The organism is Plantactinospora sp. ZYX-F-223 (genome assembly GCF_039649625.1).
Lineage (GTDB): Bacteria > Actinomycetota > Actinomycetes > Mycobacteriales > Micromonosporaceae > Plantactinospora.
Genome location: NZ_JBDJAV010000015.1, coordinates 16,746 through 43,572 on the forward strand (window position 1 = coordinate 16,746; position 26,827 = coordinate 43,572).

Below are 26,827 nucleotides of genomic sequence, written 5' to 3' on the forward strand. Positions count from 1 at the left end.
CGCCAACCCGTCACCGGCGCGCCTCGACGAGCGGCCGCAGCCTGCGCTCGAAGGCCGTCTCGTCGATGCCCCGGGCCAGCTTCCGGTTGTAGTTCATGCGAAACGGGCAGCTGTCCTCGGCGCCCTGCCGCCCCGGCACGGTGAATTCGCTGACCATCCTGCCGCTGCGGGCCTCCCGCACCGTGACGTGGTAGACGCTCTCGAACAGGTCGAAGGTGAACGGGCTACCACGGGCCAGGAGGGCCGATTCACTCGCGTAGTTGCAGGTGACGTCCTTGCGCGAGTCCCGGGTCGCCGCCACCCGTACGCAGACGAGGAGCTGCACCTGGTCGAGGTTCCGCTTGGAGGTGCCCGCCTCGTACCGGGGTTCCCAGGCATCGGGCAGCAGGATCTCGGCGTACTCCATCTCCCGCTCGTCGGAATACCTGACCAGCATCATCAGGTGCGGACCCCGGCCGGCGAAGGGTTGGGAGGTGAGGTTGTAGACATAGAGCTTCGGCGACCGGCACGGGTCGGCGGAATCCTCGCTGCGGGTCTGCGTCGGACCGGACGGCGCCGGCAGGGGTGGGAGTTGTCCGGAGGACGGCGGGCCGCCGGGCCGATCCGGCGGCCAGGTGCACGGTCCGGTCAATCCGACGGTTAACCCTCCACTCTCCAGAGCCATCTCCATCAGCAACTCGGTGCCGTCCTCGTGCTCGGCGATGACCTCCCGTACGTCGGTGGGCGTGCCGGTCCGCAACCGCTTGGTGTGCTCGGCAAAACCCTCGCGGATCAGCCAGGTGTCCAGGTCGTCGAAGTACTTCCCGGCCTTCTCGCCGGCCGAGACCGTCAGCTCGGCTCGCGGCCGGACACCCCAGGTCGGCCCGCCCTCGGGCAGGTCGGCACAGCCCGCGCTCCGGGAATGGCTCGGCGGGGTGGCCTGCGCGTCGGGCTCCAGCGCCCCGGCCAGCGCGCGGGACAGGTGCTCGGTGAGTCGCTGTTCGAACTCCTGGGTGGTCACCTTGGGCGCCGGGGGTTCCGGTCCGGTCTCGCTGGTGCACCCCGTCAGCACCAACACCCCGCACACCGCCACACCGATCCGGCGACTCCACCACTGCGTCCACTGCCGAGCCATCGCACCCCCGATCGTCCGGTCGGCACGGGGCGAGCCGAAAAGAAGTGGGATGTTCTGTACTGTCCCGGACTCTACCCGTTCATCCACGCCATCCGATACGGATCATGCCGTCAGTCTCGGTCGGGTGACCAGCCGAAGAGCACCGCCAGCTCGGTCGCGGCGGTGGTGGCAATCGCCAGCACCAGCGGCCACGGGGTACCGAGGATCGCGTAGAGCAGGATCAGGCAGGGCCCGGCGATCACGGCGTAGACGGCGAGGGCGAGCAGCCGGTCGGAGCGGATCAGGTCGGGCAGCCGTCCCCGGCCCAGGTTCGGCACCCGCCTGGCGAACCGCCAGACCAGGATGCCGCCGGTCACCGCCGCGAGTCCGGCCCAGAGCCGGGACGACACCGGGTTCGCCGCCGCCAGGCAGGCCACCAGCACCGACACCACGATGGTGTAGCCGGCGCCGTACATCAGGAGTTGGCGCAGCCCGCCGCCGATCGCCCGGGCACCGTCCCGGCTGGTCGGCTCCAGTGCCGCCGCGTCCGCGAGATGTTCCAGCGCCTCCGAGTAGCGTCGCTGCTCCAGCCGGATCACTCCGATGTTGTGCTGGGCCGCCGCCAGCTCCGGATCGAGCCGCAGCGCCTCCCGGTACGCCCGCTCGGCCAGGTCGAACATCTGCATCCTGGCCGCCACCAGGCCCAGCACCAGGTGCGCCTGCGGCTCCTCGGGCGCCAGCTCGACACCCCGCCACGCGGCGTTCAACGCCTGCTGTCCGTTACGCGACTCACCCAGGATCGCCGCCGCGCTGCGCTGGGCGTACGCGTCGTCCGGCCCGAGCGCGAGGATCTCGTCGGCCGTCGCCGCCGCCTCCTTGAACCGGCGCAGGTCGGCCAGGGCATGTCCCCGGATCACCAGCGGATGGATCAGCTCCGGAGCGGCGGCCACGGCCGAGTCGGCAGCACTCAGCGCCTCCTCCGGCTTGTCGCCCGCGAGCTTGACCATCGCGAGCATGACCAGCGCATGCACGTTCGACGGGTCGAGCGCGATCGCGAACCCGACTTCGGCGGCAGCTTCGTCGTACCGGCCGAGTTCGGCGAGCAGTTCGGCGCGCTGGACGTACCCTTCGGCGGGGGAGGACTGGTCGGAATCAGCGTCGCTGGACACGGGCCGAGCCTATCCGGCGCTGTCCCGCCGGATCTCCACGCCCGACCCGCCGGACACCACTCTCCGGGCAGTCGACGAGCCGCCGCCGGCCAGTTAACCGGCGACCCGCCGAATGCCCACTCCCCATGCCGCCGGATGCGCGGTACCGTAGACGGGACCAAGCCTGGCGCTCCCCCCGTGGCGTCAGGCTTGGTCCCTTAATGCCCCCGGTCACCTGGTCGGGCGGCTTCCCGCTGCCGAGCCCGCCTCGGCTTCCGCACTCGCGAACCTCGATGGGATCCCGTCAAAAGGACTCCCGCCCAAGCCCGAGCAGTGCCCCCGCGCCCGTGCTGCCACCCGGATGCGGGGACGATCGCCTGCTCGACTACCGGTGCGGGGCGACGCCCCGGACGAACCGCGCCAGGCCGCCGGTTAGCCCCGTCAGTTCGGGGACGCCAGGCTCATGCCCTGCTCGACCACGACGGTCGTGCCAGCGGGCTGCTTGCCGGGTGTGAAGGTCAGCTCGGGGATGGCCAGGGCCTTGACCACCTCGCCGCCGTTGGTGAACACGGCCAGGGCACCGGAGACCATCAAACGGCTGCCGGACTCCAGCACGGTGGCGCCGACGTCGCCGTTGACCTCGTCGGCGGTCGCGCCCTCGTAGTAGCAGTAGACGGCGTCCCAGTCGAACGAGGTCAGCGTGCGCAGCGGCGCCGACCCGCCACTGGCCCGCAACTCGGCGAACTTGGCATCGAGGTCCTCGTCGAACTGCGGGGTCATCGTCCGGCTCTCCTTCGCACAGCCCGCCACGGCGGACACCGGCAGCACCAGTGCCGCCACCAGCATCGTCCGCCTGCGGATCACGATCCGGTCTTCTTCTGCGGCTGGGGATGCCCCGGCAGGGTCGTGTTGGCCGGCTGGCCCGTGTCCGGGATGGTGAGCTGGTCGCTGTAGTCCAGCTTGCCGTCCCGGCCGATGACCACCGTACGTCCCTGCTGCACGGCCTCCTGCACCCTGTCGGCCAGCACCTCGGGTGAGACGCCGGGGTTCGCCAGCGCCACGGCCCGGCCGACCTCGTTGTTGTACAGGTCCATGGCCTCGCGGGCCGCCGGGTTGCCCGGGATGGTCTCGTGCGCCGTCGTGTAGCGCGCCGTCCACTCCTCGCCGAACTCCTGGGTCAGCCGCGCGTTCCAGTACGCGTGCCGGAAGGCGTCGTTGTGGTCGTCGTTCCGGTCCGGGGAGGCGAAACGCGCGTCCGCCACCGCGAACGCCTCGTCGTGGATGTCCTTGAACTTCTGTAGCCCCAGCAGGCCGCGCGTCCGCTGCAACTCCCGCAGGATCTCCGCCTCGGACGCCGTGAGCTGGCGCTGGTCCACGACCCAGCTCAGCGGCGGATCAGGGAACTTGTCCCGGTTGGGATCCTCCACGACCTGGTACTCGGCCATCACCGCCGCGCCGGGCCGGCGGGCGTTGGGGTCGGTAGCGGCCTGGTGGATCTCCTGTTGAAGGCCCGAGACGGCACCGATGATGGCCTGCGCGTCGCCGCTGTTGGCCAGGAAGTCGGGCAGGTTGCCCCGGGCCGCTCCGAGCGCCGCCCCGGCCAACCCCCGAGCTGCGGTCTCGGTCCTGATCGCCCGCTGGTAGAAGTCGCCCGCCTGGTTGAACAACCGGTCGGCCTCGGGCTGCATCTGCCTGATCTGTTCGGCGATGCCGGTCTCCCCGGCCCGGGCGAGCTCGGCATGCCGGGCGCGCAGGTACTCCCACCCCTTCATCGGCTCAGGGCCCGGGTCGCCGATCTGCCCGACCAGGCTGCCTAGCGCACTCTCGACCCGTACTCCCTCGCCCACCAGGCGCTGGGCCTCGGTCTGCGCGTCCACGTAGTCGTCGAGCGCCCGCCCGGCCTTCCGGTAGCCGTCGCGCAACGCCTCCATCATCAGGTCGGCTTCCTTGAGGCGGCGGTCGAACAGCTCCTTGCCGGTGCCGGCCCACCTGGTCCCGCGTTTGACCCGCTCCAGGGTCGGCAGGGCCGATTCGATCAGCCGGACCACCCGCTTGAAGTCCTCGGCCGCCATGTCGACCAGGTGCGGCTTCATCGCCTCGATGTACCTGACCTCCGCCCGGTACGCCACGGCGTCACGTCCGCCGGAAGGTGGAGTCGGTGATGAAGGAGTCGACCTTCTGCTGGATCGACGCGTCGGCGTTGACGTAGCCGGCGGCCGCGACCTTGAGCTTCGTCGACAGTGCCGACAGCAACGCCACCACGTCCTGGTACTGGTCGTGCGCGTGGTCGGCGAAGACCCTGGTCCGATCGGCCACCTCTTCGTGCGCGTTCGGGGTCGCGACCCGGCCCGACAGGGTCAGCTCCGGCCGCCCGGCCCGGAGCAGGCCCGCCAGCTCGATAAGCGTGTTCGCGCTTCCGTCCAGCGACTTGGGTTTCACATAGGTCACGGCACCCACCCCCGGCGTCGGCGGCCCATCGAGGGTGATGGTAGTGATCCGTGACAACGGAATCCACGGTGCGCCAACCGGAACGGCGGGGCCGCCCGACTCAGGACCGCCGGTGGATGAGCGCGACGGCGATGCCGGCCAGCCCCTCGCCCCGACCGGTCAGCCCCAGCCCGTCGGTGGTGGTACCGGAGACCGTGACCGGGGCGCCGACCGCCGCCGTCAGCGCCCGCTGCGCCTCGTCGCGGCGGGGACCGATCTTCGGGCGTACCCCGATCACCTGGATCGAGACGTTGCCGATCTCGAAGCCGGCGGCGCGGAGCCGGCGGGCGGTCTCGGCCAGCAGCGCCACCCCGGCGGCGCCGGCCCACTCCGGCTCGGCCACCCCGAAGTTGCTGCCCAGGTCGCCCAGGCCGGCGGCGGAGAGCAGCGCGTCGCAGGCGGCGTGCGCGGCGACGTCGCCGTCGGAGTGCCCGGCCAGTCCGTCCACGCCGGGCCAGTGCAGGCCAGCCACCCAGCAGGCCCGGCCCGGCTCGAATCCGTGCACGTCGGTGCCGACACCGACCAGCGGAAGGATCACGTGCGAAAGCGTAGGCGATCAGTGGTGCCCGGCGAGCGGCACCGCGTTGAGCAGGTGCTCGGCCAGGGCCAGGTCGAACGGACGGGTGATCTTCAACGCGTATTCCGAGCCGGGGACGCAGGCGACGCGTACCCCTTGTTTCTCGACCAGGCCCGCGTCGTCGGTCAGCGGATCGACGGCGGCGGCGTGCGCGGCGGCGAGCACCGCCCGCCGGAAGCCCTGTGGCGTCTGCACAGCCCGCAGGGCGGACCGGTCCACCGTGCCGAGCACCACACCGGCGGCCGAGACCTCCTTGACCGTGTCGACCACCGGGAGCACCGGGATCACGGCGTCCTCGCCGCCGCGGACCGCCTCGGCCACCGACTCGACCAGGGCGGTCGGGGTCAGCGCCCGGGCCGCGTCGTGCACCAGGACGATCTCCGGGCCGGGCGGGACCGCCGCCAGCGCGGCGGCGACCGACTCCTGCCGGGTGGCTCCGCCGGTCACCACGGTCAACTCGGCGACCGGGGCGAGCAGTTCCCGGACGGCGTCCTCGTCGCCCGGCGGCGCCGCTACCGCGATGGTGTGCACGGAGGGTGCGGCGGCGATCCGCCGCACGGCGTGCACCAGCAGCGGTTCGCCACCGATCCGGCGGAGCGCCTTGGGGCCGCCCGGCCCGAGCCGGACGCCGGCACCCGCAGCCGGAACGAGGACCGCGACGTCACCGCGCGGATTGAGCTGCGCGGTCACGTCGCGGTCCTCGGACTTTCTTCGGGGTACTTCGCGGGCACCGGCGGAAAGTGCCAGCGTGGGGGGCTATGCCTCGGTGAGCACCTTGTCGAGCAGAGTTTCCGCTTCGTCCTTGGTGCTCTTTTCGGCGAGTGCGACCTCACCGACGAGGATGTCGCGGGCCTTGGCGAGCATTCGCTTCTCGCCCGCCGACAGGCCCCGCTCCCGCTCCCGGCGCCAGAGGTCGCGAACAACCTCCGCCACCTTGAGGGGGTTACCGGAGGCCAGCTTCTCCAGATTTGCCTTGTAACGCCGCGACCAGTTGGTCGGCTCCTCGGTGTGCGGGGCACGGAGGACATCGAAGACCTTGCCCAGGCCCTCTTCGCCGACCACTTCGCGCACGCCCACGATCTCGGCATTCTCGGCGGGCACCCGGACCGTCAGATCACCCTGAGCGACCCTGAGGACGAGGTACTGCTTGGGCTCGCCCTTGATGACCCGAGTCTCGATTGCCTCGATGAGTGCGGCCCCGTGGTGGGGGTAAACAACGGTCTCGCCGACACTGAAAACCATAGGTTCGAAACCCCTTTCGCTGTGTCTAGGGTAACACGCTCAGGCACCGATGTCCCACCGCAGTCCTGACCGTTAGCGCAGCTCAGAGGCCCTGTGAGAGGTCTTTCTTCGGCTTGACACGGCAGCGATCCATGGATTTAGGCACACTGCGTGACACACGGATCACCGGCCGACAAGGCGGATCGGAAAAATCGGATGTAGGGCGTTGCGGTCCCCCCAGCATATCTCTTCGGCACCCGGCACCGCCGCCCACTGGCGATACGACCCCTGGTGGGGGAGGCTGGAGCGGAGCCCGATTCACACCTCAGGTGAGCAGCCAGGGGGTGCGCCATGAGCACGTCGGCGGACGGCGACGGCCGTCCGGACAACGGCCCGTTCGACGGCGTGCCCGACCTGCCCGCCGACTGGGGCCGGATCGTCATCCCCGACGATCCCGCCGAGCTGGCGGCGGAAGCCGCGCAGGTCCGCCGCGAGCTGCGGCTCCAGGCTCGCCGCGACGGGTGGCGCAGGCGCCTCGGGTTGCCCACCACCACCGCCGGCCCCGCCCCGCTGAGACTCTCCCTGTTGATCATGTCGGTCGCCCTGCTGGCCACCCTGACCAGCCTCTTCGCCATCACCTGGCCCAGCCCGCACCGACCGGTCGCCACCGGCCGGAGCACCCCCGGCAACCCGGGCACCCCGACGAACCCGGGCAGCCCGACGGCCCCCGCCGGGCGGTCCCTGCCCGCGCTCGACCTGGTGGGCGAGAACGGCCAGGTGGTCCCGTTGCGGAGCCTGCTTCCCGCCGTGATCATCCTCATCGACGGCTGCGCCTGCGACGAGCATCTCGACGCCGCCGTCCGGGCCGTACCACCCGGGGTCGCCGTGGTGGCGGTCAGCACCCGCCGGACCGAACCGGGCACCCGGACCATGCCGCCGCCCGGCGGCGGGGTGCCGCGCTTCCTGACCGACCCGACCTCCGAGCTGCGGGCCACGCTGCGCCTGGGCGCCGGCAAGGGCAGACCCGCCGCCGTACTGGCCAGCCGGTCGGGGCAGCTCCTCCGGACCGTGCCGGAACTCAGCTCGCCGGGCGACTACCAGGCCGACCTGCCCCGCCTGCTGGCCGCCGCCTGAGCCGCCCACCCGAACCGGCCTGAGCCGGCACCGCGTCACGTTCCCGTCAGGCCGGTCAGGACAGTGCCACCACCTGCAGGGCGATCTCCACGTGGCGATGGTTCAGCCGCCGTGCGCCGATGGACAGTTCGTCACCGGCCGCGACGAGCTGCACACTGCCGAACGGTCCCGGGCAGCTCACCGACTTCGACCAGCTCCCCGTCACCCCCCGGAGTACCCGGATGTGCAGCTCGCCCGGGCTGAGGCAGACGTACTGGAGCAGGTAGCGTCCGCCCGGACGGGTGTCGATCGACCAGGTGACGAACCGGCGCTGGTTCAGCGTCGCCGTCTCCCGCCAGACGGTGTCCGGAAATCGCGGCAGGCTCTGCCCGGCCGCACCTCCACTCCGCTCGGTGGCCAGGTCCGCCCCACCGATCCCGGGCACCACCTCCGGTGCGCCGACCCGGGTCTGCCCCGGCCGGGCCGGCTCCGGTGCCGACCGGACCGACCACCAGCCGCCGATCCCGACCAGCAGCACCGCCGCCATCGTCAACGCCACCCTGCGCACCGGTCGCCTCCTCCCGCCGGTCCGGCGGAGATCTCCCTAGGAGCCACCCCGGCCGACCTCGTGGGCCGGCCGCGTGCCGTCCGCCCGTGCCGCCCCGGGCCGCCGGTCCAGCAGTGCCGCGTAGAGGGTCAGCCCGGGTCCGAATGCGAGCATCACCACGGTACGGGGTGGAACGGCGGCCCGCCGAAGTCGTTCCAGGATGAGCAGGGACGTCGGCGACGAACAGTTGCCGTACTCGTCGAGTACCGCCCGGGAGGCGGTCATCGCCTCCGGCGGCAGGCCGAGTTCCGTCTCCACCACGTTGAGGATCCGGGGACCGCCCGGGTGCACCGCCCAGCCGTCCACCTCACAGATCCGCCGGCCGTGCCGGGCCAGCAGGTCGGTGACCAGGTCACGGACGTGCGCCGCGAGCACCTGCGGCACCTTCGGCGACAGTCCCATCCGGAAGCCGGTGTCGGTCAGCTCCCAGGTCATGTGGTCGGCCGTCGAGGTGTCGGTGACGGCGGTGACCTCGCGGACGGCGTACCCGGGACCGTTGCCCGGGGCGACCACGACGGCGACGGCGGCGTCGGAGAAGAGCGCGTGCGAGATGATCTGCTGGGTGTCCATCCGGGCCGTCGACGGCTGGATGTGCAGGCTGGTCAGCTCGGCGCAGAGCAGCAGCGCCGGGCGGCCCCGGGCGGTGACGAAGTCGTTCGCGGCGGCCAGCCCGGGCAGCGCCGCGTAACAGCCCATGTGGCCGACGAACATGCGCTGGGTGTCCGGGGCCATCCCCATGTCCCGGGCCAGCAGGATGTCCAGCCCCGGAGTGGCGTACCCGGTGCAGGAGCAGACCACGAAGAGGCCGATCTCCCCCGCCGACAGGCCGGCGTCGGTCAGCGCCCGGCCGACCGCCTCCTTGCCCAGCGGCAGCGCCTCGATCTGGTACCGGCGCATCCGGCGCTCGGTCGGCCAGTCCGAGACGTCCTCCAGCAGCGGGTTCACCGCCGCCTGCCGGTGCCGTACCCCGGAGTTGGCGAAGATCCGCTCGGCGAGCGCCCGGGTGGCCCCGGAGAAGTGCCCCGCGAAGAAGCCCGCCCACAGCTCCTGCTGGCTGGCTGTGGGCGGCAGCGCCGCACCCACGCCGACGATCACCCCTGAGCCGTCCCGCCCGCTTCCGCTTCCCATGCCGTCCTCCGATCGCGACACCGTGCACCCCTGCACGCTCCACGCGCCCACCGAGCCCAACCCCCGAGCGTGACCTCGGGACTCGCGCCAGGGCGAACGCGCCCGACCGCGGTACGGCCCGACCCGACCGGTGGTGGCCGGACGGCCGGCTCGCGCACCATCAGGTACCCACTGAACCTTTTTCAACCTCCCCTTGCGGTCCGCGGACCGCAAGGGGACGCGGTGTATGAACGCCGCGCGGTTCAGGTGGAAAAGGTTCAGTCACCGGCCGCCTCACCACCTGGGGGTCGCGGCGTCCCGGTCCGGGTCGCCGCCGAGCGCGGCGATGCCGAGCCAGTCCGCGCAGACGTCCGAGGTCGCCGGGTGCAGCGACCCGCACCGGGCGTCCCGGTAGAGGCGTTCGAGCGGATGGCCGCGTCGGGTCGCCGAGGTGCCGGCCGCCTCCACCATCGAGGCCGCCACCTCGGCCGCGGTCGTCCCGGCCAGCAGCTTCGCCCGCCACACCCAACGGTTCGTCTCGGCGTCGCCCGGCGCCTCGTCGACCCGGCGGGCCGCCTCGGTCACCGCCAACTGGGCGGCGGCGGTGGCCGCGTCGGCCCGGCCGACCCGGGCACGTACCGCCGGCAGGCCGTCCAGCCCGCGTGCGGTCAGGTGCTCGACGGCGGCGTCGATCGCCGCCCGGGCCACCCCGACGTAGACGGCCGCGTAGCTGGCCACCAGCCAGTGCGGCATGAGCTGCGCGACCACCAGGGCCAGCCCCTCCACCCCGCCGAGCAGCCGGTCGGTCGGCACGGTCACGTCCAGGTGCAGGTCGTGCGAGGCGGTGGCCCGCATCCCCAGCGAGTCCCAGGTCGGCTCGACGTGCAGCCCGTCCGGCCCGGCCGGGACCAGGAACTGCGACACCACCGACTGGTCGGCGACGCTCCGGGCGGCCACCAGGTAGGCGTCGGCGTGCCCCGCCCCGGAACAGAAGGTCTTGGCCCCCTTGATGTGGTAGCCGCCGTCCACCGGCTCGTACGTCGTGGTCAGCTTCGACAGCCGGGAGCCGGCCCCGCGCTCGCTCATCGCCACCGCGTACCAGGCGCCGGCCGCCGCCTCGGCGAGCAGCCGGTCCCGGGCCGCCAGCGCCTCGGACGGTACGCCGAGCGCCTCGGCCAGCTCCTCGGTCAGCGCGCCGAGCGCACCGGTCACCGAGGCGTGCATGTTGAACACCAGGGCCGTCGCGCCGTTGCCCCGGGCCAGCTCGGTGGCGACCGCCGCGTACCCGGCGAAGCTGGCCCCGAGACCGCCCAGCCCCGGCGGGACCATCAACCCGAGGAGCCCGGCCGACCGCAGGTCGGCGAAGTCGTCGACCGGGAACGTGCCGTCCCGGTCGTGTTCGGCCGCCCGGGCGGCGAATCTCGGCGCCACCCGGCGTGCCGCTGCGAGCGCGTCCACCGTCATCCGTGTCCTTCCCGCACCGGCCGGACGGCCGGTGCTGTCGCCCGCCCTACCCCTGCCTGGCACCCCACCCCTGGTAGAGCACCGCCGCCGACCAGGTCGGCACGATCCGTGGCGCGTTCCCGCCGGCCGGGCCGACGCGCCGGACGGCCCGGCGCAGCAGCCAGCGTGCCGTCCCCCAGACCGCCGGCCGGATGCCCCGGATCCGCAGCGCGATCCCGTGCCGGGCGCACTCGCGGACCAGCTCCCGGGCGTCGACGAAGAGTCGGGGGTCGTGGATCCCCCTCGGTACCCCGGGGAAGAGTTCGGCCACCCGTACCGCCAGCAGCCGGCTCAGCGCGGTGGCGTTGAGGGTGTCCAGCACCAGCGTGCCGCCGGGCCGGAGCAGCCGGGCCGCCTCGGCCACCACCCGCCGCCAGTCCGGTACGTGCTCCAGCACCTCGCCGGCGGCCACCACGTCGGCGCAGCCGTCGGCCAGCGGCACCGCCCCGGCGTCCCCGTTCACCGGGGTGACCCCGTGCGCGGCGGCCTGGGCGAGCGCGGAGCGGACCAGGTCCACCCCGACGTGCCGGTAGCCCTTGCCGGCGATCCGGGGGGCGAGCAGCCCGGCGCCGCAGCCGAGGTCGACCAGGACCGCCCCGGGGCGGGCGGCCGGCGGCACCAGCGCGGCCCGCGCGTCGGCCAGCCAGTGCAGCATCGCGAAGGCGCCGTCCGGCTGCCACCACTGGTCGGCGAGGTCGTCGTACTGCCGGGGATCGTTGCGGGGCAGCCGGCGGACCCGGCTGCCGGGCACGACGGCCTCGGCGTCTGCCCTGGTCCGCGCTGTCCGCATGTGATCGAGCCTGGCACGACCGAGCGGTAACAACCAGACTTCCCATATGTCGCATGTGGTGTTAGGGCTGGTCCGGGCGAGCCACCCCGAGCCGGCGGTCGCGGTGACCACCGTCTCGGCCCTGCTCGCCTGGGGCGTCGGCCACCCGGCCGGCGGCATCGCGGCGGTGGCCCTCACCGTGCTGGCCAGCCAGCTCGCCATCGGCTGGGTCAACGACCGGCTCGACGCCGACCGGGACGCCGCGGTCGGCCGCCGGGACAAGCCGGTGGCCAGCGGCATGATCAGCCGGCGGCTGGTCGGCACGGCAGGGGTGCTGGCCGCCGTACTCACCCCGCTGCCCGCGCTCACCCTCAACCTCGCCGCCGCCGGGGCGGCCACCCTCGCCCTGGTCTCCGCGCTGCTCTACAACTGGCCGCTGAAGTCCACCCCGCTCTCGGTGCTGCCGTACGCGGTCTCGTTCGGGACGTTGCCGGCGGTCGTCGTACTCGGACTGCCCGGTGCGCCGGCCCCGCCGGCCTGGCTGGTCGCGGCCGGCGCGCTGCTCGGCGCCGGTGCGCACTTCGCGAACGTGCTGCCGGACCTGGCCGACGACGAGCAGACCGGGGTGCGCGGCCTGCCGCACCGGCTCGGCCCGGCCGGCTCCCGGCTGGCCGCCGCCGGGCTGCTGCTCGCGGCCACCGCGACCCTGGTGGTCGGGCCGCCCGGGCCGCCGTCCTGGGCCGGCCTGACGGCGGTCGCGGTCGCCGCCGTGGTCCCGGCGCTCGGCTGGTACGCCAGCCGGGCCGCCGCCGCCCGGGGTGACCGCCCGGTGGCCGTCTTCCGGGCCGTCATGCTCGTCGCGCTGATCGATGTGGTGCTGCTGGTGACCAGCGGTCGGGTGGTCTGACCCACCCCCGCCGCCGGCCGGTACCGCCCGGGCGGGCCGGGCCGGGATACCGGGTCGGCGTACGCGAGCCGATCACCGCCCACTACCCTGGAGCCCGTTGGGCCCGGGTACGGCCACGGTGCCCGTTCCGCCGACCCGGGGATCGCGACGGCGACCGGGATCGCACAGAGGAGGACCAGGTGACGCGCTCGATCAGGGGGGCTCGGCGAGCCGCTGCGGTGCTGGCCGGTACGGCCACCGCCGCCACCCTGCTGCTGTCCGGGTGCGGTGCGGGCCAGATCGCCGAGACCGCCGCCAAGGTGCCCACCAGCGTCGGCACCAACGCGCAGTCGGCCGACAACACCTTCAAGGTCCGCAACCTGTCGATCGACTACCTGAACACCCAGGGCTATCCGGCCGGTGCCGACGCGCCGATGAACGTCGGCCTCTACAACGACTCCGGCGAGGCCGTCACGGTGCGGATCAGCTCCGCCGGTGCCCGTTCGGTGGTGCTGGCCGGCGCCTCCGCCGCGCCGACCCCGGCCGGCACCGTCTCGCCGAGCCCGTCGCCGACCACCGGCAGCCCCTCGCCGGAGGCCACCTCGGGCAGCCCGGAACCGGGCGGCTCGCCGTCGGCGACCCCGACCGAGGGTGCCGCCGCCACTCCTTCCCCCACGGCGTCCCCGACGCTGCCGGCCGAGATCCGGATCCCGGCCGGCGGGTTCGTGATCCTGAACAAGACCGTCGGCAACTGGCTCCAGCTCTCCGGGCTGACCGAGCCGCTGCCGCCGGGCGGCAATGTCGAGCTGACCTTCGACTTCGGCGGCACCCAGGTGCCGGTACGGGCCCCGGTCGCGGTGCCGTTCACGCCGGCCCCGGTCGGTACCCCGGTCGTCGGCGAGGGCGAGGAACACGAGTAGGCCCCGGCACGTCACGACCCGGCCCGGCATGACGTCCGGCCGGGTCGTTCCGGTTCCGTCGTACGGATTGGTTAGCGTGCTCGGGTGACGACCAGCCGAGCCACGCCCCGCCCCGCCACCGGGCGCGGCCGCGCCGCGAGCCGCGACCCCCGCCCCGCCTACGAGTGCGACGCCTGCGGGCACCAACCGCCCAAGTGGGTCGGCCGGTGCCCCGAGTGCGGCGAGTGGGGCGCGGTCGTCGAGTCGACGCTCACCGGTCCCACCGTCTCGGGCCGGGTGGTGAGTTCCCGGGCGCCCGCCGAGCCGGCCCGGCCGATCGCCACGATCAGCGCCGCCCCGGCCCGGGCCCGCCCGACCGGCGTGCCCGAGCTGGATCGGGTGCTCGGCGGCGGCCTGGTGCCCGGCGCGGTGGTGCTGCTTGCCGGCGAGCCCGGGGTCGGCAAGTCGACGCTGCTGCTCGACGTGGCCCAGCAGTGGGCGGCCGGAGCCGGCAGCCCGTCGCTGGTGGTCAGCGGTGAGGAGTCGGTGAGCCAGGTCCGGCTGCGGGCCGAGCGGATGAGCGCCCTGCACGAACAGCTCTATCTGGCCGCCGAGAACGACCTCTCCGCCGTGCTCGGCCACCTCGACGCGGTCAAGCCGGGCCTGCTGGTGCTGGACTCGGTGCAGACCGTCTCCACCCCCGGCACCGAGGGGGTGCCGGGCGGGGTCACCCAGGTCCGGGCGGTCACCGCCGCTCTGGTCGCGGTCGCCAAGGAGCGGGGCATCGCGACCGTACTCGTCGGGCACGTCACCAAGGACGGCCAGGTCGCCGGCCCCCGGGTGCTGGAGCACCTGGTCGACGTGGTGCTGCACTTCGAGGGTGACAAGCACTCCTCGCTGCGGATGGTGCGCGGCGTGAAGAACCGGTTCGGCACCGCCGACGAGGTCGGCTGCTTCGAGATGCACGAGGGCGGGATCAGCAGCCTCGCCGACCCTTCCGGACTGTTCCTGACCCGCTCCGCCGACCCGGTCCCCGGCACCTGCGTGACGGTGGCGATGGAGGGCCGGCGGGCACTGGTCACCGAGGTGCAGGCGCTGATCGGCGCCACGGTGGCCGGGTCGCCCCGGCGGACGGTCTCCGGGCTGGACAGCGCCCGGCTGGCGATGGTGCTGGCGGTGCTGCAACGCCGGACGGAGCGGCTGACCCTGCACGACCGGGAGGTCTTCGCCGCCACCGTCGGCGGGATCCGGGTGGTCGAGCCGGCCGCCGACCTCGCCGTCGCTCTGGCGGTCGCCTCCGGCGGGCTCAACCTGGCCATCGCACCCGATCTGGTGGCGATCGGCGAGGTGGGGCTGACCGGTGAGGTGCGCAGGGTCGCCGCCGTGCCCCGCCGGCTGGCCGAGGCGGCCCGGCTCGGCTTCAGGTACGCCCTGGTGCCGCAGGGCTGCGGGCCGAGCGCCAGCGGGGTGGCTCCGGAGAACATGCGGGTGATGGAAGTCACCGACGTACGATCGGCGCTGCAGTCCGTGGCGCGGGTGTCGGCCGAGTAACCATACGGTCACACCGTGCTGCGGCTGGCGGCGCGTGGCATGCTTACGGCCGTTGCCACCTGCGCCAAGGCGGGACGGTCACGCCGGGCAAGGCTTGCCAATCAGCTACAAACTGGACAATACGCGGCGGGTCCCAGACGGTACCGACGGCGCGCCGATGGGAGGAAGCAGGCACAGTGGCACGTCACAGTAACCGCGACAGCACCGAACGCAGGGCGGTCCGTAGAATGTCCGAGTGCCGATCGACCGCGACGCGAACCGAACCGCCAGCGCGGCTTCTCCTGTCCGCACCAGCGCCGGCACCTCGGCCCGCCCCGTCGGCGTCGGCATGACCATGAACGGGACGGGGCCGACCGGCGACCCGTTGCGGGCCAACCTGGCGCTGATGGCGCCGGGCACGGCGCTGCGGGACGGGCTGGAGCGCATCCTGCGCGGCCGGACGGGCGCCCTGATCGTGCTCGGCTACGACCGGGTCGTCGAGACGCTCTGCACCGGCGGCTTCCCGCTCGACGTCGAGTTCTCCGCCACCCGGGTCCGCGAACTGTGCAAGATGGACGGCGCTGTGGTGCTCTCCAGCGACGGCACCCGGATCGTCCGGGCCGCCGTGCATCTGATGCCCGACCCGTCGATCCCGACCGAGGAGTCCGGCACCCGGCACCGCACCGCCGAGCGGGTCGCCCGGCAGACCGGCTTCCCGGTGATCTCGGTCAGCCAGTCGATGCGGATCATCAGCCTCTACGTGAACGGGCAGCGGCACGTGCTGGACGACTCGGCCGCGATCCTGTCCCGGGCCAACCAGGCGCTGGCCACTCTTGAGCGCTACAAGCTCCGCCTCGACGAGGTCTCCGGCACCCTCTCCGCACTGGAGATCGAGGATCTGGTCACCGTACGGGACGCGGTCGCCGTGGTGCAGCGGCTGGAGATGGTCCGCCGGATCGCCGACGAGATCGCCGGCTACGTGGTGGAGCTGGGCACCGACGGCCGCCTGCTCGCCCTCCAGCTCGACGAGCTGATGGCCGGGGTGGACGCCGACCGGACCCTGGTGATCCGCGACTACCTGCCCAGCGGGCGCAAGGCCCGGACCCTCGACGAGGCGCTGGTCGAGCTGGACCTGCTCACCGCCACCGAGTTGATCGACCTGGTCGCGGTCGCCAAGGCGATCGGCTATCCGGGTGCCTCCGACGCGCTGGACGCGGCGGTCAGCCCGCGCGGTTTCCGGCTGCTCGCCAAGGTGCCCCGGCTGCCCGGGCTGGTCGTCGACCGGCTCGTCGGCCACTTCGGCAGCCTGCAACGGCTGCTCGGCGCCACCGTGGAGGACCTGCAGGCCGTCGACGGGGTCGGTGACGCCCGCGCCCGGGGCGTACGGGAAGGGCTGTCCCGGCTGGCCGAAGCGTCCATCCTGGAGCGTTACGTCTGACCCCGGCCGCCGGCACCGGTCGGACCGTCCGAACCGGCCGGTTCGGCGGTGCCGGGAGGGTGCCGCCGGTCAGCCGGTGATGGTTATCCGGACCGGGTTACTGAGCTTGTTGCCGAGCCGACCGAAGAGCTGGTAAGTGCCGGCCACCGGATAGGGCCCGTTGGCGACCTGGTTGGCGCACTTGGAGCTTTCCCGCCCGTTCCAGGAGATGGTGTATTCGTTCTCGTGGCTGGGCGGGAACGGCCGTACGTCGTTGGACCGGACCGCGTTGCACACGTCCGACGACCAGACCTTGCGGGCCCCGGACTTGATGTAGAGCTCCTGGAGGTCGGCGCCGACGTTCCGGTTGCAGGTCCGGTCGGACACGTTCTTGATTCTGAGTCGCAGCTCGATCGGCTCGCCCCGCTGCGCGGAGGTCTGCGAGGGCACCGGAGTCACCGAGATCTCCTGGTCGGTGCACTCGTTGTCGACCGGCGGCGGTGCCGTCGGCACCTGACCGCCGCCCGCCGGCTCGACGGAGTCCTCCCCGTCCGCCGGAGGCACGTCGGACGGCTCGCCGCCGCCCGGAGCACCCGACTCCGGGGCGCCCGAGTCGGGAGGGCTGGACGCCGACGGGTCGACGTGTGGGGTGAGCGTGGGCGACGGCCCAGGGTTGGCTGTCTTGCCCCTTCCGGAGTCGTCCGCCCCACCTGTGTTGATGCAGGAGTAGAGCAACACGATCAGGAAGAGCAACATGGCGCCGAGCACGACGGCTCGACGCCGCCAATACACGGCGGGCGGAAGGGGGCCAACCGTCAGACGCATAATGGTTTCACCGTATCGGCACGCGTGGCCCGGACCCCCGCGACGCGCCGGAGGCCCAGCACGCCGTGTCGGCGCTGCCGCTCAAAGATAGACCTTGCGCTGGTAGACCGCGTGCGCGCCGGCCACCCGGTCCAGGAAGAGCCGGCCAGCACAGTGGTCGATCTCGTGCTGGAGCGCCCGCGCCTCGAAGCCGTCGGTGACCAGCCGGACCGCCGCCCCGGTGCCGGGCAGGACCCCCTGCACCACCACCCGGCTGGCCCGCTTCACGTCGCCGGTGAGGTCGGGAACCGACATGCAGCCCTCCCGCCCCGGCCGCCAGCGACTCGCCTCGACGACCTCGGCGTTGCAGAGCACGAAGGTGCCGTGCGAGGTGACGGTCTTGGGATGCCCGGTCACGTCCACCGCGAAGAGCCGGGCCCCGACCCCGATCTGCGGCGCGGCCAGGCCGACGCAGCCGGGTGAGACCCGCATGGTGGCCACCAGGTCGGCGGCGAGCCGCACCACCTCGTCGTCGCAGGGGTCGACGGTGGCACCGATTCGGCTCAACACGCCGGCCGGCGCGGTCACCACCGGGCGTACCGTGCCCTGGTCGCCGAGCAGCTCGGGTCTCCAGTCGCCCAGGCCGCCCTCCTCAACCAGCCCGGAATCGTCCTTCGCCGTCACCAGAATCTCCGGAGGATGTCCCGGCGTTCAGGCCGGGGAGGAATCCGGACTCCGTCAGGAGCGGCCCGGCGGAGCCGGGACGATCCGGAGGCGACGGCCTGGGACCTCCGGCGTGTCGTCTTACTCAACGCCCCTCCTCGGGAGAGCTTCGTACGTGCGTACGGCGTACAAGTGTCGGGGGCTACCCGACAGCCGAGCTGGCGTTCCTGTCCGAGGTCTCCTCCGTGCCGTTGCAGCAGACCCTGCCCCACCAGCGCACCGCGTTCGCGAACTTCTTCGCCGGCCCTGCCCGCTATCCGCGCTTCAAGTCCCGCGGCGGCCGCCAGTCGGCGCGCTACACCCGCTCCGCCTTCCGCATCCGGGACGGCGCACTGTACGTCGCGAGGACCGACGGGCGCCCGGCGGTTCGGGACCACCACGCGGCCAAGAACATCCTTGCGGCTGGTCGAGCCGTAGCCGGGAGTCATCCCGGCGATGCCTGCGGAGCTGACGTAAGACAGCAAGGGTTCTCCCTTCTGCGGTCGGCTGGGAAACAGGAACCCCCTGGGGCGCCCCAGGGACTCTCCGCCCTTGAGCTCTACGGCGGGGAGGAAGTCACAGCAGATCCGAGTCGGCTCGCCGCAGGGTGACCTCCACGTCCAGCCCGGCGGCCACCTCGGCCAGCCGGGCGGCGACCTCCTCGGCCGTATCCGGCCGCAGCTCCACCTCGGCGAGGAGGACGTAGAGCGGACCGGTCAACCGGGTGGTCAGGTCGGTGACGTTCCCGCCGGCCTCGGCGAGTACCCGGGTCAGCGCGGCGACGATGCCGAGCCGGTCGGCGCCGTGCACGGCCATCAGGTACGGCTCGCCGAACGGCGTACTCGTCGCTTCGGCGCCGACCTGGCGGACCGTCGCCACCAGCGGGCCGTCCGCGACGACCGGGGCCAGCGCGGCCTCCGCATCGGCACCGGACGGGCCGACGCAGATCAGCGTCATCGCGAAGTGCCCGCGCAACCGGGTCATGGTCGAGTCGGTCAGGTTGGCCCCGACCTGGGCGAGCGCCTCCGTCACGTCGGCCACGATGCCGGGCCGGTCCGGACCGATGACGGTGATCGCGAGCTCGTTCATCCGGGCAGTCTGCCCGATCATCCGCCCCGTCCGCGGCCCGACCCGGCATCCGGCCCACGCTCCGGGACGGACCCACAACCGGCGCCCGGCACGGCCTCCGGGGCCGGCGCCCGGCACGGCCTCCCGCCGCGCCGGCATGACAGGATCGACGGTGCCATGTCGACAACGCAGCTCGCCGCCGACGCCATCCGGTGGTACGACGAGAACGCCCGTGACCTGCCCTGGCGGGAGCCCGGCATCGGGGCGTGGCCGATCCTGGTCAGCGAGGTCATGTTGCAGCAGACCCCGGTGGTACGGGTGCTACCCGCCTGGCGGGCCTGGCTGACCCGGTGGCCCCGGCCGGCGGACCTGGCCGGTGACACTCCGGCCGAGGCGATCCGGATGTGGGGGCGGCTCGGCTATCCCCGACGGGCACTGCGGCTGCACGAGTGCGCGGTGGCCGTGCTGGCGCGGCACGGTGGCGAGGTGCCGACCGGGCTGGCGGAGTTGCTGGCGCTGCCCGGTGTCGGCGATTACACGGCCCGGGCGGTGGCGGCGTTCGCGTACGGGCAGCGGCACCCGGTGGTGGACACCAACGTACGGCGCCTGGTGGCCCGGGCCGTCGCCGGAGAGCCGGACGCGGGGCCGGCGACCCGTCCGGCCGACCTGGTCGCCACCGAGGCGCTGCTGCCGGCGGTACCGGAGCGGGCGGCCCGGGCCAGCGCCGCGTTCATGGAGCTGGGGGCGCTGGTCTGCACCGCCCGGGCACCCCGGTGCGCCGACTGTCCACTGGCCGACCGCTGCGCCTGGCGCGCGTCGGGGCGTACCGCGCCGTCCGGCCCGACCCGCCGCCCGCAGCGGTACGCCGGCACCGACCGGCAGGTCCGGGGCAAGCTGCTGGCCGTACTCCGCGAGACGACCGGCCCGGTGCCCCGGTCCCGGCTGGACCTGGTCTGGTCGGACGACCTGCAACGCTCCCGGGCCCTGGCCGGACTGATCGAGGACGGCCTGGTCGAGATGGTCGACGACACCTGTGTGCTGGCCGGCGAGGGCACTGACGGATAGTCCACGCCACGGAGACGGATTCGGCCCGGTGGCGATTGCCACCGGGCCGAACCGTTTGTTACCTGAGCTGCTGCTCGGCTACTCGTCCGCGCCGGCCGCGGCGGTGTTGCCGAGGTCGGCCGGCACCGCGTCGGGCACCGGGACCGGCTTGTCCGCGCCGCGGAACACCAGCTTGGACTTGTCGACGTTGTCCGGGTCGCCCTCGCAGTCCACGACCACGATCTGGCCCGGGGTCAGCTCGTTGAACAGGATCCGCTCCGACAGGTTGTCCTCGATGTCGCGCTGGATCGTCCGCCGCAGCGGCCGGGCGCCCAGCACCGGGTCGAAGCCCTTCTTCGCCAGGTACTTCTTGGCGTTGTCGGTCAGCTCGAGGCCCATGTCCTTGTTGCGGAGCTGGGTCTCGATCCGCTGGATCATGATGTCCACGATCGAGAGGATCTCGGTCTGGTTGAGCTGGTGGAACACGATCGTGTCGTCGATCCGGTTGAGGAACTCCGGCCGGAAGTGCTGCTTCAGCTCGTCGTTGACCTTCTGCTTCATCCGCTCGTAGTTCGAGTCGTTGTCCTCGGAGGCCTGGAAGCCCATCGAGACCGCCTTGGCCACGTCCCTGGTGCCCAGGTTGGTGGTCAGGATGATGACCGTGTTCTTGAAGTCCACGATCCGGCCCTGGCCGTCGGTCAACCGCCCGTCCTCCAGGATCTGGAGCAGGGTGTTGAAGACGTCCGGGTGGGCCTTCTCGATCTCGTCGAACAGGACCACCGAGAACGGCCGGCGGCGCACCTTTTCGGTGAGCTGGCCACCCTCGTCGTAGCCGACGTAGCCGGGGGGCGCCCCGACCAGCCGCGACACGGTGTACCGGTCGTGGAACTCGGACATGTCGAGCTGGATCAGCGCGTCCTCGCTGCCGAAGAGGAACTCGGCGAGCGCCTTGGAGAGCTCGGTCTTACCGACGCCGGACGGGCCGGCGAAGATGAACGAGCCGGACGGCCGCTTCGGGTCCTTCAGGCCGGCCCGGGTACGCCGGATGGCCTTCGAGACCGCCTTGACCGCGTCCTCCTGGCCGACGACCCGCTTGTGCAGCTCGTCCTCCATGCGGAGCAGCCGGGAGGTCTCCTCCTCGGTGAGCTTGTAGACCGGGATGCCGGTCCAGTTCGCCAGCACCTCGGCGATCTGCTCGTCGTCGACCTCGGACACCACGTCCAGGTCGCCGGCCTTCCACTCCTTCTCCCGCTGCGCCTTCTGGCCGAGGAGCTGCTTCTCCTTGTCCCGCAGCTGGGCGGCCCGCTCGAAGTCCTGCGCGTCGATCGCGGACTCCTTGTCGCGGCGCACCTGGGCGATGCGCTCGTCGAAGTCGCGCAGGTCTGGCGGCGCGGTCATCCGGCGGATCCGCATCCGGGCACCGGCCTCGTCGATCAGGTCGATCGCCTTGTCCGGCAGGAACCGGTCGGAGATGTACCGGTCGGCGAGCGTCGCCGCCGCGACCAGCGCGGCGTCGGTGATGCTCACCCGGTGGTGCGCCTCGTAGCGGTCCCGCAGCCCCTTGAGGATCTCGATGGTGTGCGCCAGCGACGGCTCACCCACCTGGATCGGCTGGAACCGCCGCTCCAGGGCGGCGTCCTTCTCCAGGTGCTTGCGGTATTCGTCCAGCGTCGTCGCGCCGATGGTCTGCAGCTCGCCACGGGCCAGCATCGGCTTGAGAATGCTTGCCGCGTCGATCGCGCCCTCGGCGGCACCCGCACCCACCAGGGTGTGGATCTCGTCGATGAACAGGATGATGTCGCCGCGGGTGCGGATCTCCTTGAGCACCTTCTTCAGGCGCTCCTCGAAGTCACCGCGGTATCGCGAGCCGGCGACCAGGGCGCCCAGGTCAAGCGTGTAGAGCTGCTTGTCCTTGAGCGTCTCCGGCACCTCGCCCTTGATGATCCGCTGGGACAGCCCCTCGACGACCGCGGTCTTGCCGACCCCGGGCTCGCCGATCAGGACCGGGTTGTTCTTGGTACGGCGGGAGAGCACCTGCATCACCCGCTCGATCTCCTTCTCCCGACCGATGACCGGGTCGAGCTTGCCCTCCCGGGCCGCCTGGGTCAGGTTGCGACCGAACTGGTCCAGCACGAGGCTGGTCGACGGCGCGGCCTCGCCCGGCGCGGTGCCGGCCGCTGCCGGCTCCTTGCCCTGGTAGCCGGAGAGGAGCTGGATCACCTGCTGGCGGACCCGGTTGAGGTCGGCGCCGAGCTTGACCAGCACCTGGGCGGCGACGCCCTCGCCCTCGCGGATCAGGCCGAGCAGGATGTGCTCCGTACCGATGTAGTTGTGGCCGAGCTGCAACGCCTCACGCAGCGACAGCTCCAGCACCTTCTTGGCCCGCGGCGTGAACGGGATGTGCCCGCTCGGCGCCTGCTGGCCCTGACCGATGATCTCTTCGACTTGCTGGCGGACGCCCTCCAGCGAGATCCCCAGGCTCTCCAGGGCCTTCGCCGCGACGCCTTCACCCTCGTGGATGAGACCTAGCAGGATGTGTTCCGTACCGATGTAGTTGTGGTTGAGCATCCGGGCCTCTTCTTGGGCCAGGACGACAACCCGCCGCGCTCGGTCGGTGAACCGCTCGAACATGCCCTCGTGCTCCTCACGTGCCGTGCGCACTCGATCTTGATGGTCCAAGCATCGTGGCGGGGCCACCACCCGGACGTCCGGGGCGGACGTCCGTGCTCCCTTACTCTATCGCCGCGAGCCGACTCTCCTGAGGTCGTGTGTTCCCGGAATGAGCCACGTACGCGACGTTTTTCCCAACCGCCCACGCTCAGCGATGCTTCCCAGACCATCCGCTGTACGCGCAGAGCGAAATTCGAGCCCCTGCCCGGGCGACGCGGCCCCGCGTCATCCACAGGCTGTGGACAACTTCGTCCACTGGTTGTGGACAACGCCGGGGTCGCCAGGATGTTCCCGGGTCGGCATGATCGTTCCCCGAGGACGGCGAGCCGCGCGGCAGCACCCCACCCCAACCGGGGTAGTACGCGGCAGGGCCGGAGAGCGACCGGGATCACCGACCGTCGACAAAGCGGACACTTACCCCAATTTACTCATATGGCTCGCAACAGGCAAAGGAGCGCGGGGTGGGTGGACGAGCACTCGTCCACCCACCCCGCGCGAGGGATCAAGGAAGCACGACGCCTAGCGGCCCGCCTTGGCGTGGTACTCGTCCACGATCTCCTGCGGGATCCGCCCGCGGTCGGAGATCTCCTTGCCTTCCTTCTTGGCCCAGGCCCGGATCGCCTTGTTCTGCTCGCGGTCGGCGGTGGCGCCACCCCGCCCCCGTGCGGCACGACCACCGACCACCACGCCGCCCCGGCCCACCTTCGAGCCGGCCGCGACGTACGGGGCGAATAGCTCCCGCAATTTGCCGGCGTTCTTGTCCGACAGGTCGATCTCGTACTGCACGCCGTCGAGCGAGAACTTGACGGTCTCGTCCGCGTCTCCGCCGTCCAGGTCATCGACCAGCTTGTGAATGATCTGCTTGGCCACGTGTCGCTATCCTTTCGAGCAGGTTCGCCGCAAACAAGAGCACAATAGCCCGTTAGATGCTTGCTCCGTCAATAGGACGGCGAAACTACGCGACAAGCCGCTCGGCGGCAACTACTCCGGGCGGACCATCGGGAAGAGGATGGTTTCCCGAATTCCGAGGCCGGTGAGGGCCATCAGCAGCCGGTCGATTCCCATTCCCATGCCCCCGAGCGGCGGCATTCCGTACTCCATGGCCCGCAGGAAGTCCTCGTCGAGCCGCATGGCCTCGTCGTCGCCCTTGGCCGAGCGCTGGGCCTGGGCCACCAGCCGCTCCCGCTGCACCACCGGGTCGACCAGCTCCGTGTAGCCGGTGGCCAGCTCGAAACCGAGCACGTAGAGGTCCCATTTCGCGGTGAGCCCCGGCTCGTCGGGGTGCGCCCGGACCAGCGGGCTGGTCTCTTCCGGGTAGTCCCGGACGAAGGTGGGCTGGCGCAACGTCGGTACGACCAGTTCTTCGAAAAGCTCCTCGGCGAGCTTGCCCGGGCTCCACTGCGGGTCGACCGCGAGACCGACCTTTTCCGCGTATCCCAGCAGGTCGGCCATGCCGGTGCGGACGGTGACCTCCTCGCCGAGCGCCTCGGAAAGGGTGCCGTAGAGGGTCACCGAACGCCACTGGCCGCCGAGGTCGAACTCGGTACCGTCGGCGTGCGTCACCACATGCGACCCGGCCGCGGCGAACGCGGCGGCCTGCACCAGGTCACGGGTGAGGGTCGCCATGGTGTCGTAGTCACCGTACGCTTCGTACGCCTCGAGCATGGCGAACTCCGGGGAGTGCGAAGAGTCGACCCCCTCATTACGGAAGTTACGGTTGATCTCGAAGACCCGGTCGATGCCGCCGACCGCCGCCCGCTTGAGAAAAAGCTCGGGGGCGATTCGCAGATACAGATCCGTGTCTAACGCATTGCTGTGCGTCACGAATGGCCTGGCCGTGGCCCCGCCCGGGAGCGGCTGCAGCATGGGGGTTTCCACTTCGATGAAACTCCGGGCGTGCAGCGAATCGCGCAGACTACGCAGCGTCGCCGCCCTGGTGCGTACCATCTCGCGGGCCCGGGGCCGCACGATCAGATCGACATAACGCTGCCGGACCCGGGCCTCCTCGCTAAGCGGCTTGTGTGCCACCGGCAGCGGCCGGAGCGCCTTCGCGGTCAGCTCCCAGGAATCGGCGAGCACGGAAAGCTCCCCGCGCCGGCTGGTAATCACCTCACCGGTCACCCCGACGTGGTCGCCGAGGTCGACCAGCCGCTTCCAGGCGTCGAGCCGGTCCGGGCCGACCCGGTCGAGCGAGAGCATCGCCTGGAGTTCGGTGCCGTCGCCGTCCCGCAGCGTGGCGAAACAGAGCTTGCCGGTGTTGCGTACGAAGATCACCCGGCCGGTGACGGCGGCGACGTCCCCGCTCGCCGTGTCGGTCGGGAGGTCCGCGTAGCGGGCCCGGATCTCGGCGAGAGTCGCGGTACGCGGATATCCCACCGGGTACGGCTCGACGCCCTCGGCGAGCATGCGGTCCCGCTTCTCCCGGCGTACCCGCATCTGCTCGGGAAGGTCGTCCACGGGGTCGGCGGGGTTCGGGATCTGCTGGCTCACGGCATGCTTCCTCGGGAATTGTCGGCGGAGTTCGGCCCCGAGCGTACTCAAGTGCGCCGGCGGCGGGGCACTGGATAACCTCCAGGCATGGTCGACCAGTCCCACGCCCTCTCCTTCGGGGCCGCGGCCGAGAGCTACGACCGGTACCGGCCCAGCTATCCGGAGCCGGCGGTGGAGTGGGCGGTCGGCCGCCCCGCCCCGGCCGCGGTGCTGGACCTCGGCGCCGGCACCGGCATCCTCACCCGGGTACTGCTGCGGCTCGGCTACCGGGTGACGCCGGTCGAGCCGGACCCGGGGATGCGGGCCAGGCTCGACACCGCCACCCCGGGCACGGTGGCCCGGGCCGGCTCGGCCGAACGGGTGCCGCTGCCGGACGGGTCGGTGGACGCGGTCGTCGCCGGGCAGGCGTACCACTGGTTCGACCATCCGGTGGCACACGCGGAGGGGGCCCGGCTGCTGCGCCCCGGCGGGACGTATGCGGCGATCTTCAACCACCGGGACGAGTCGGTGCCCTGGGTGGCCGAACTGACCGCGATCACCGTCGAGCTGCTCGGCGGGCGCGGCGCCCGGAACGACGGACCCGGCATCGACGGCTACGGCCCGGCCTTCGCGCCGGTCGAACGGAACGAGTTCCGGCACAGCGTCACGCTCACCCCGGAGAGCCTGGTCGGGATGATCAGCACCCGGTCGCACTACCTCACCGCCAGCCCGCAGCGGCAGCGGGAGGTGGCGGCCGCCATCCGGGAGCTGACCGCCGGCCATCCGGAGCTGGCCGGGCGGGAGAGCTTCGAGCTGCCGTACCGGACGCTGGTCTTCCGGGGCCGGCGGCGCTGAGCCGGGCCAGCTTTCCGGCGATCGGGGACGCCGAGCCGGCCGGCGGCGGCCGAGCCGCAGGGGGGTCAGCGGTTGCGGTCGTAGACCATGCGCAGCCCGATCAGCGTGATCATCGGCTCGTGGTTGGTGATCGTCCGGCACTCGCCGATCACCAGCGGCGCCAGCCCGCCGGTGGCGATCACCGCCCGCACCTCGCCCAGCTCACCGACCATCCGCTCGACGATCCGGTCCACCTGGCCGGCGAAGCCGAAGTACATCCCGGCCTGGAGGCACTCGACGGTGTTCTTGCCGATCACCGAACGGGGTACCGCCGGCTCGACCTTGCGCAACTGGGCCGCCCGGGCGGCCAGCGCGTCGAAGGAGATCTCGATGCCGGGCGCGAACGCGCCGCCGAGGAACTCCCCCCGGCCGCTGATCACGTCGAAGTTGGTGGTGGTGCCGAAGTCGACCACGATCGACGGCCCGCCGTAGAGGGTGTACGCCGCCAGGGTGTTGACCACCCGGTCGGCGCCGACCTCCTTCGGGTTGTCGATCGCCAACTGCACCCCGGTCTTCACCCCCGGCTCGACGATCACGTTCGGGATGTCGCCGTAGTAGCGGGCCAGCATCGTACGCAGCGAGCGCAGCGCGGCCGGCACGGTCGAGCAGGCGGCCACCCCGGTGATCTCCACCGCGTCCCCGGCCAGCAGGCCGCGCAGCTTCAGACCCAGCTCGTCGGCGGTGGACCGGGCATCGGTCTTGATCCGCCAGGAGTGCACCAGCTTCTCGCCCTCGAAGGTCGCCAGCACGGTGTTGGTGTTGCCGATGTCGATACAGAGCAGCATGTCGTCAGTCCGAACCCCGAGTCGTGGCGCGTCC

Annotated in this window: 26 protein-coding genes; 7 read left to right on the forward strand and 19 right to left on the reverse strand. The window is 72.1% G+C overall.

Going from position 1 to position 26,827, the window contains the following annotated elements; genetic code table 11:
* Nucleotides 1–10 precede the first annotated feature (10 nt).
* The 8 genes from AAH979_RS16755 to AAH979_RS16790 form a co-directional block, all read right to left on the reverse strand.
* The gene (locus tag AAH979_RS16755) at nt 11–1,057 is read right to left on the reverse strand and encodes a hypothetical protein (RefSeq protein ID WP_346259038.1); all 1,047 of its coding nucleotides are present in this window, start codon (nt 1,055–1,057) and stop codon (nt 11–13) included.
* 167 nt (nt 1,058–1,224) lie between these two features.
* Nucleotides 1,225–2,262, reverse strand: a complete 1,038-nt coding sequence (locus AAH979_RS16760) for a tetratricopeptide repeat protein (RefSeq protein ID WP_346259039.1) — start codon at nt 2,260–2,262, stop codon at nt 1,225–1,227.
* Between the two features lie 420 nt (nt 2,263–2,682).
* A complete protein-coding gene (locus AAH979_RS16765) occupies nt 2,683–3,105 on the reverse strand; it encodes a hypothetical protein (RefSeq protein WP_346259040.1) in 423 nt (140 codons plus the stop codon).
* Nucleotides 3,102–4,370 carry a hypothetical protein gene (locus AAH979_RS16770; protein WP_346259041.1) on the reverse strand — a complete coding sequence of 423 codons (1,269 nt, stop codon included), beginning with the start codon at nt 4,368–4,370 and terminating at the stop codon, nt 3,102–3,104. The genes AAH979_RS16765 and AAH979_RS16770 overlap by 4 nt, the downstream gene beginning before the upstream one ends.
* A 4-nt stretch (nt 4,371–4,374) precedes the next feature.
* A complete protein-coding gene (locus tag AAH979_RS16775) occupies nt 4,375–4,689 on the reverse strand; it encodes a hypothetical protein (protein WP_346259042.1) in 315 nt (104 codons plus the stop codon).
* Between the two features lie 100 nt (nt 4,690–4,789).
* A complete protein-coding gene (gene ispF, locus AAH979_RS16780; RefSeq protein ID WP_346259043.1) occupies nt 4,790–5,266 on the reverse strand; it encodes a 2-C-methyl-D-erythritol 2,4-cyclodiphosphate synthase in 477 nt (158 codons plus the stop codon).
* A gap of 18 nt (nt 5,267–5,284) precedes the next feature.
* Complete coding sequence (gene ispD / locus AAH979_RS16785; protein WP_346259044.1) at nt 5,285–5,995, reverse strand: 2-C-methyl-D-erythritol 4-phosphate cytidylyltransferase; 711 nt, start codon at nt 5,993–5,995, stop codon at nt 5,285–5,287.
* Between the two features lie 66 nt (nt 5,996–6,061).
* Nucleotides 6,062–6,547: a CarD family transcriptional regulator gene (locus tag AAH979_RS16790; protein ID WP_007073334.1), complete on the reverse strand. Its 486-nt coding sequence runs from the start codon at nt 6,545–6,547 to the stop codon at nt 6,062–6,064.
* A 330-nt stretch (nt 6,548–6,877) separates the two neighbouring features.
* On the opposite strand from AAH979_RS16790, the gene AAH979_RS16795 reads away from it, so the two are divergent.
* On the forward strand, nt 6,878–7,660 hold the full coding sequence (locus tag AAH979_RS16795) for a hypothetical protein (protein WP_346259045.1): 783 nt from the start codon (nt 6,878–6,880) through the stop codon (nt 7,658–7,660).
* A 55-nt stretch (nt 7,661–7,715) separates the two neighbouring features.
* Here AAH979_RS16795 and AAH979_RS16800 read toward each other — a convergent pair whose 3' ends face one another.
* The 4 genes from AAH979_RS16800 to AAH979_RS16815 form a co-directional block, all read right to left on the reverse strand.
* Nucleotides 7,716–8,207: a hypothetical protein gene (locus tag AAH979_RS16800; protein ID WP_346259046.1), complete on the reverse strand. Its 492-nt coding sequence runs from the start codon at nt 8,205–8,207 to the stop codon at nt 7,716–7,718.
* A gap of 36 nt (nt 8,208–8,243) precedes the next feature.
* A complete protein-coding gene (locus tag AAH979_RS16805; protein WP_346259047.1) occupies nt 8,244–9,374 on the reverse strand; it encodes a type III polyketide synthase in 1,131 nt (376 codons plus the stop codon).
* A gap of 273 nt (nt 9,375–9,647) precedes the next feature.
* Entirely contained in the window at nt 9,648–10,817 is a 1,170-nt protein-coding gene (locus AAH979_RS16810) for an acyl-CoA dehydrogenase family protein (protein ID WP_346259048.1), read from the reverse strand.
* A gap of 46 nt (nt 10,818–10,863) precedes the next feature.
* Entirely contained in the window at nt 10,864–11,607 is a 744-nt protein-coding gene (locus AAH979_RS16815; protein ID WP_346259160.1) for a methyltransferase domain-containing protein, read from the reverse strand.
* A gap of 85 nt (nt 11,608–11,692) precedes the next feature.
* Between AAH979_RS16815 and AAH979_RS16820 the strand changes: the two genes are divergently transcribed.
* The 4 genes from AAH979_RS16820 (at nt 11,693) to disA (ending at nt 16,378) form a co-directional block, all read left to right on the forward strand.
* Complete coding sequence (locus AAH979_RS16820) at nt 11,693–12,532, forward strand: UbiA family prenyltransferase (protein WP_346259049.1); 840 nt, start codon at nt 11,693–11,695, stop codon at nt 12,530–12,532.
* Between the two features lie 179 nt (nt 12,533–12,711).
* Nucleotides 12,712–13,431, forward strand: a complete 720-nt coding sequence (locus AAH979_RS16825) for a hypothetical protein (protein ID WP_346259050.1) — start codon at nt 12,712–12,714, stop codon at nt 13,429–13,431.
* Between the two features lie 84 nt (nt 13,432–13,515).
* Nucleotides 13,516–14,961, forward strand: a complete 1,446-nt coding sequence (gene radA / locus AAH979_RS16830) for a DNA repair protein RadA (protein WP_346259051.1) — start codon at nt 13,516–13,518, stop codon at nt 14,959–14,961.
* A gap of 235 nt (nt 14,962–15,196) precedes the next feature.
* Entirely contained in the window at nt 15,197–16,378 is a 1,182-nt protein-coding gene (disA, locus tag AAH979_RS16835) for a DNA integrity scanning diadenylate cyclase DisA (protein WP_346259052.1), read from the forward strand.
* Between the two features lie 69 nt (nt 16,379–16,447).
* On the opposite strand, the gene AAH979_RS16840 is transcribed toward disA, so the two are convergent.
* The 3 genes from AAH979_RS16840 to AAH979_RS16850 all read right to left on the reverse strand — a co-directional run bounded on the left by AAH979_RS16840 (nt 16,448) and on the right by AAH979_RS16850 (nt 18,952).
* On the reverse strand, nt 16,448–17,125 hold the full coding sequence (locus AAH979_RS16840; protein WP_346259053.1) for a hypothetical protein: 678 nt from the start codon (nt 17,123–17,125) through the stop codon (nt 16,448–16,450).
* A 138-nt stretch (nt 17,126–17,263) separates the two neighbouring features.
* Nucleotides 17,264–17,821 (reverse strand): peptide deformylase, encoded by a 558-nt coding sequence (locus AAH979_RS16845; RefSeq protein WP_346259161.1) that lies wholly within the window; start codon nt 17,819–17,821, stop codon nt 17,264–17,266.
* Between the two features lie 618 nt (nt 17,822–18,439).
* A complete protein-coding gene (locus tag AAH979_RS16850; RefSeq protein WP_346259054.1) occupies nt 18,440–18,952 on the reverse strand; it encodes an ACT domain-containing protein in 513 nt (170 codons plus the stop codon).
* A 156-nt stretch (nt 18,953–19,108) separates the two neighbouring features.
* Between AAH979_RS16850 and AAH979_RS16855 the strand changes: the two genes are divergently transcribed.
* Nucleotides 19,109–19,996, forward strand: coding sequence for an A/G-specific adenine glycosylase (locus AAH979_RS16855; protein ID WP_346259055.1), 888 nt, complete (start codon nt 19,109–19,111; stop codon nt 19,994–19,996).
* A 78-nt stretch (nt 19,997–20,074) separates the two neighbouring features.
* On the opposite strand, the gene AAH979_RS16860 is transcribed toward AAH979_RS16855, so the two are convergent.
* The 3 genes from AAH979_RS16860 to lysS all read right to left on the reverse strand — a co-directional run bounded on the left by AAH979_RS16860 (nt 20,075) and on the right by lysS (nt 25,135).
* Nucleotides 20,075–22,606, reverse strand: a complete 2,532-nt coding sequence (locus AAH979_RS16860) for an ATP-dependent Clp protease ATP-binding subunit (RefSeq protein ID WP_346259162.1) — start codon at nt 22,604–22,606, stop codon at nt 20,075–20,077.
* Between the two features lie 558 nt (nt 22,607–23,164).
* Nucleotides 23,165–23,515, reverse strand: a complete 351-nt coding sequence (locus tag AAH979_RS16865) for an Lsr2 family protein (RefSeq protein WP_318396815.1) — start codon at nt 23,513–23,515, stop codon at nt 23,165–23,167.
* A 111-nt stretch (nt 23,516–23,626) separates the two neighbouring features.
* Nucleotides 23,627–25,135, reverse strand: coding sequence for a lysine--tRNA ligase (lysS, locus tag AAH979_RS16870; RefSeq protein WP_346259056.1), 1,509 nt, complete (start codon nt 25,133–25,135; stop codon nt 23,627–23,629).
* Between the two features lie 87 nt (nt 25,136–25,222).
* Between lysS and AAH979_RS16875 the strand changes: the two genes are divergently transcribed.
* The gene (locus AAH979_RS16875; RefSeq protein ID WP_346259057.1) at nt 25,223–25,969 is read left to right on the forward strand and encodes a class I SAM-dependent methyltransferase; all 747 of its coding nucleotides are present in this window, start codon (nt 25,223–25,225) and stop codon (nt 25,967–25,969) included.
* Nucleotides 25,970–26,034: 65 nt separating this feature from the next.
* Here AAH979_RS16875 and AAH979_RS16880 read toward each other — a convergent pair whose 3' ends face one another.
* The gene (locus AAH979_RS16880) at nt 26,035–26,793 is read right to left on the reverse strand and encodes a type III pantothenate kinase (RefSeq protein ID WP_346259058.1); all 759 of its coding nucleotides are present in this window, start codon (nt 26,791–26,793) and stop codon (nt 26,035–26,037) included.
* Nucleotides 26,794–26,827: the final 34 nt, after the last annotated feature.

What these genes read in the sequence shown, in the direction of transcription:
- AAH979_RS16820 (WP_346259049.1), top strand. Translation starts at nt 11,693, where the DNA reads ATGTCGCATGTGGTGTTAGGGCTGGTCCGGGCGAGCCACCCCGAGCCG.
- AAH979_RS16875 (WP_346259057.1), top strand. Translation starts at nt 25,223, where the DNA reads ATGGTCGACCAGTCCCACGCCCTCTCCTTCGGGGCCGCGGCCGAGAGC.
- AAH979_RS16860 (WP_346259162.1), bottom strand. Translation starts at nt 22,606, where the DNA reads ATGTTCGAGCGGTTCACCGACCGAGCGCGGCGGGTTGTCGTCCTGGCC.
- AAH979_RS16810 (WP_346259048.1), bottom strand. Translation starts at nt 10,817, where the DNA reads ATGACGGTGGACGCGCTCGCAGCGGCACGCCGGGTGGCGCCGAGATTC.
- AAH979_RS16880 (WP_346259058.1), bottom strand. Translation starts at nt 26,793, where the DNA reads ATGCTGCTCTGTATCGACATCGGCAACACCAACACCGTGCTGGCGACC.
- AAH979_RS16795 (WP_346259045.1), top strand. Translation starts at nt 6,878, where the DNA reads ATGAGCACGTCGGCGGACGGCGACGGCCGTCCGGACAACGGCCCGTTC.
- AAH979_RS16855 (WP_346259055.1), top strand. Translation starts at nt 19,109, where the DNA reads ATGTCGACAACGCAGCTCGCCGCCGACGCCATCCGGTGGTACGACGAG.
- AAH979_RS16805 (WP_346259047.1), bottom strand. Translation starts at nt 9,374, where the DNA reads ATGGGAAGCGGAAGCGGGCGGGACGGCTCAGGGGTGATCGTCGGCGTG.
- AAH979_RS16850 (WP_346259054.1), bottom strand. Translation starts at nt 18,952, where the DNA reads ATGAACGAGCTCGCGATCACCGTCATCGGTCCGGACCGGCCCGGCATC.
- AAH979_RS16790 (WP_007073334.1), bottom strand. Translation starts at nt 6,547, where the DNA reads ATGGTTTTCAGTGTCGGCGAGACCGTTGTTTACCCCCACCACGGGGCC.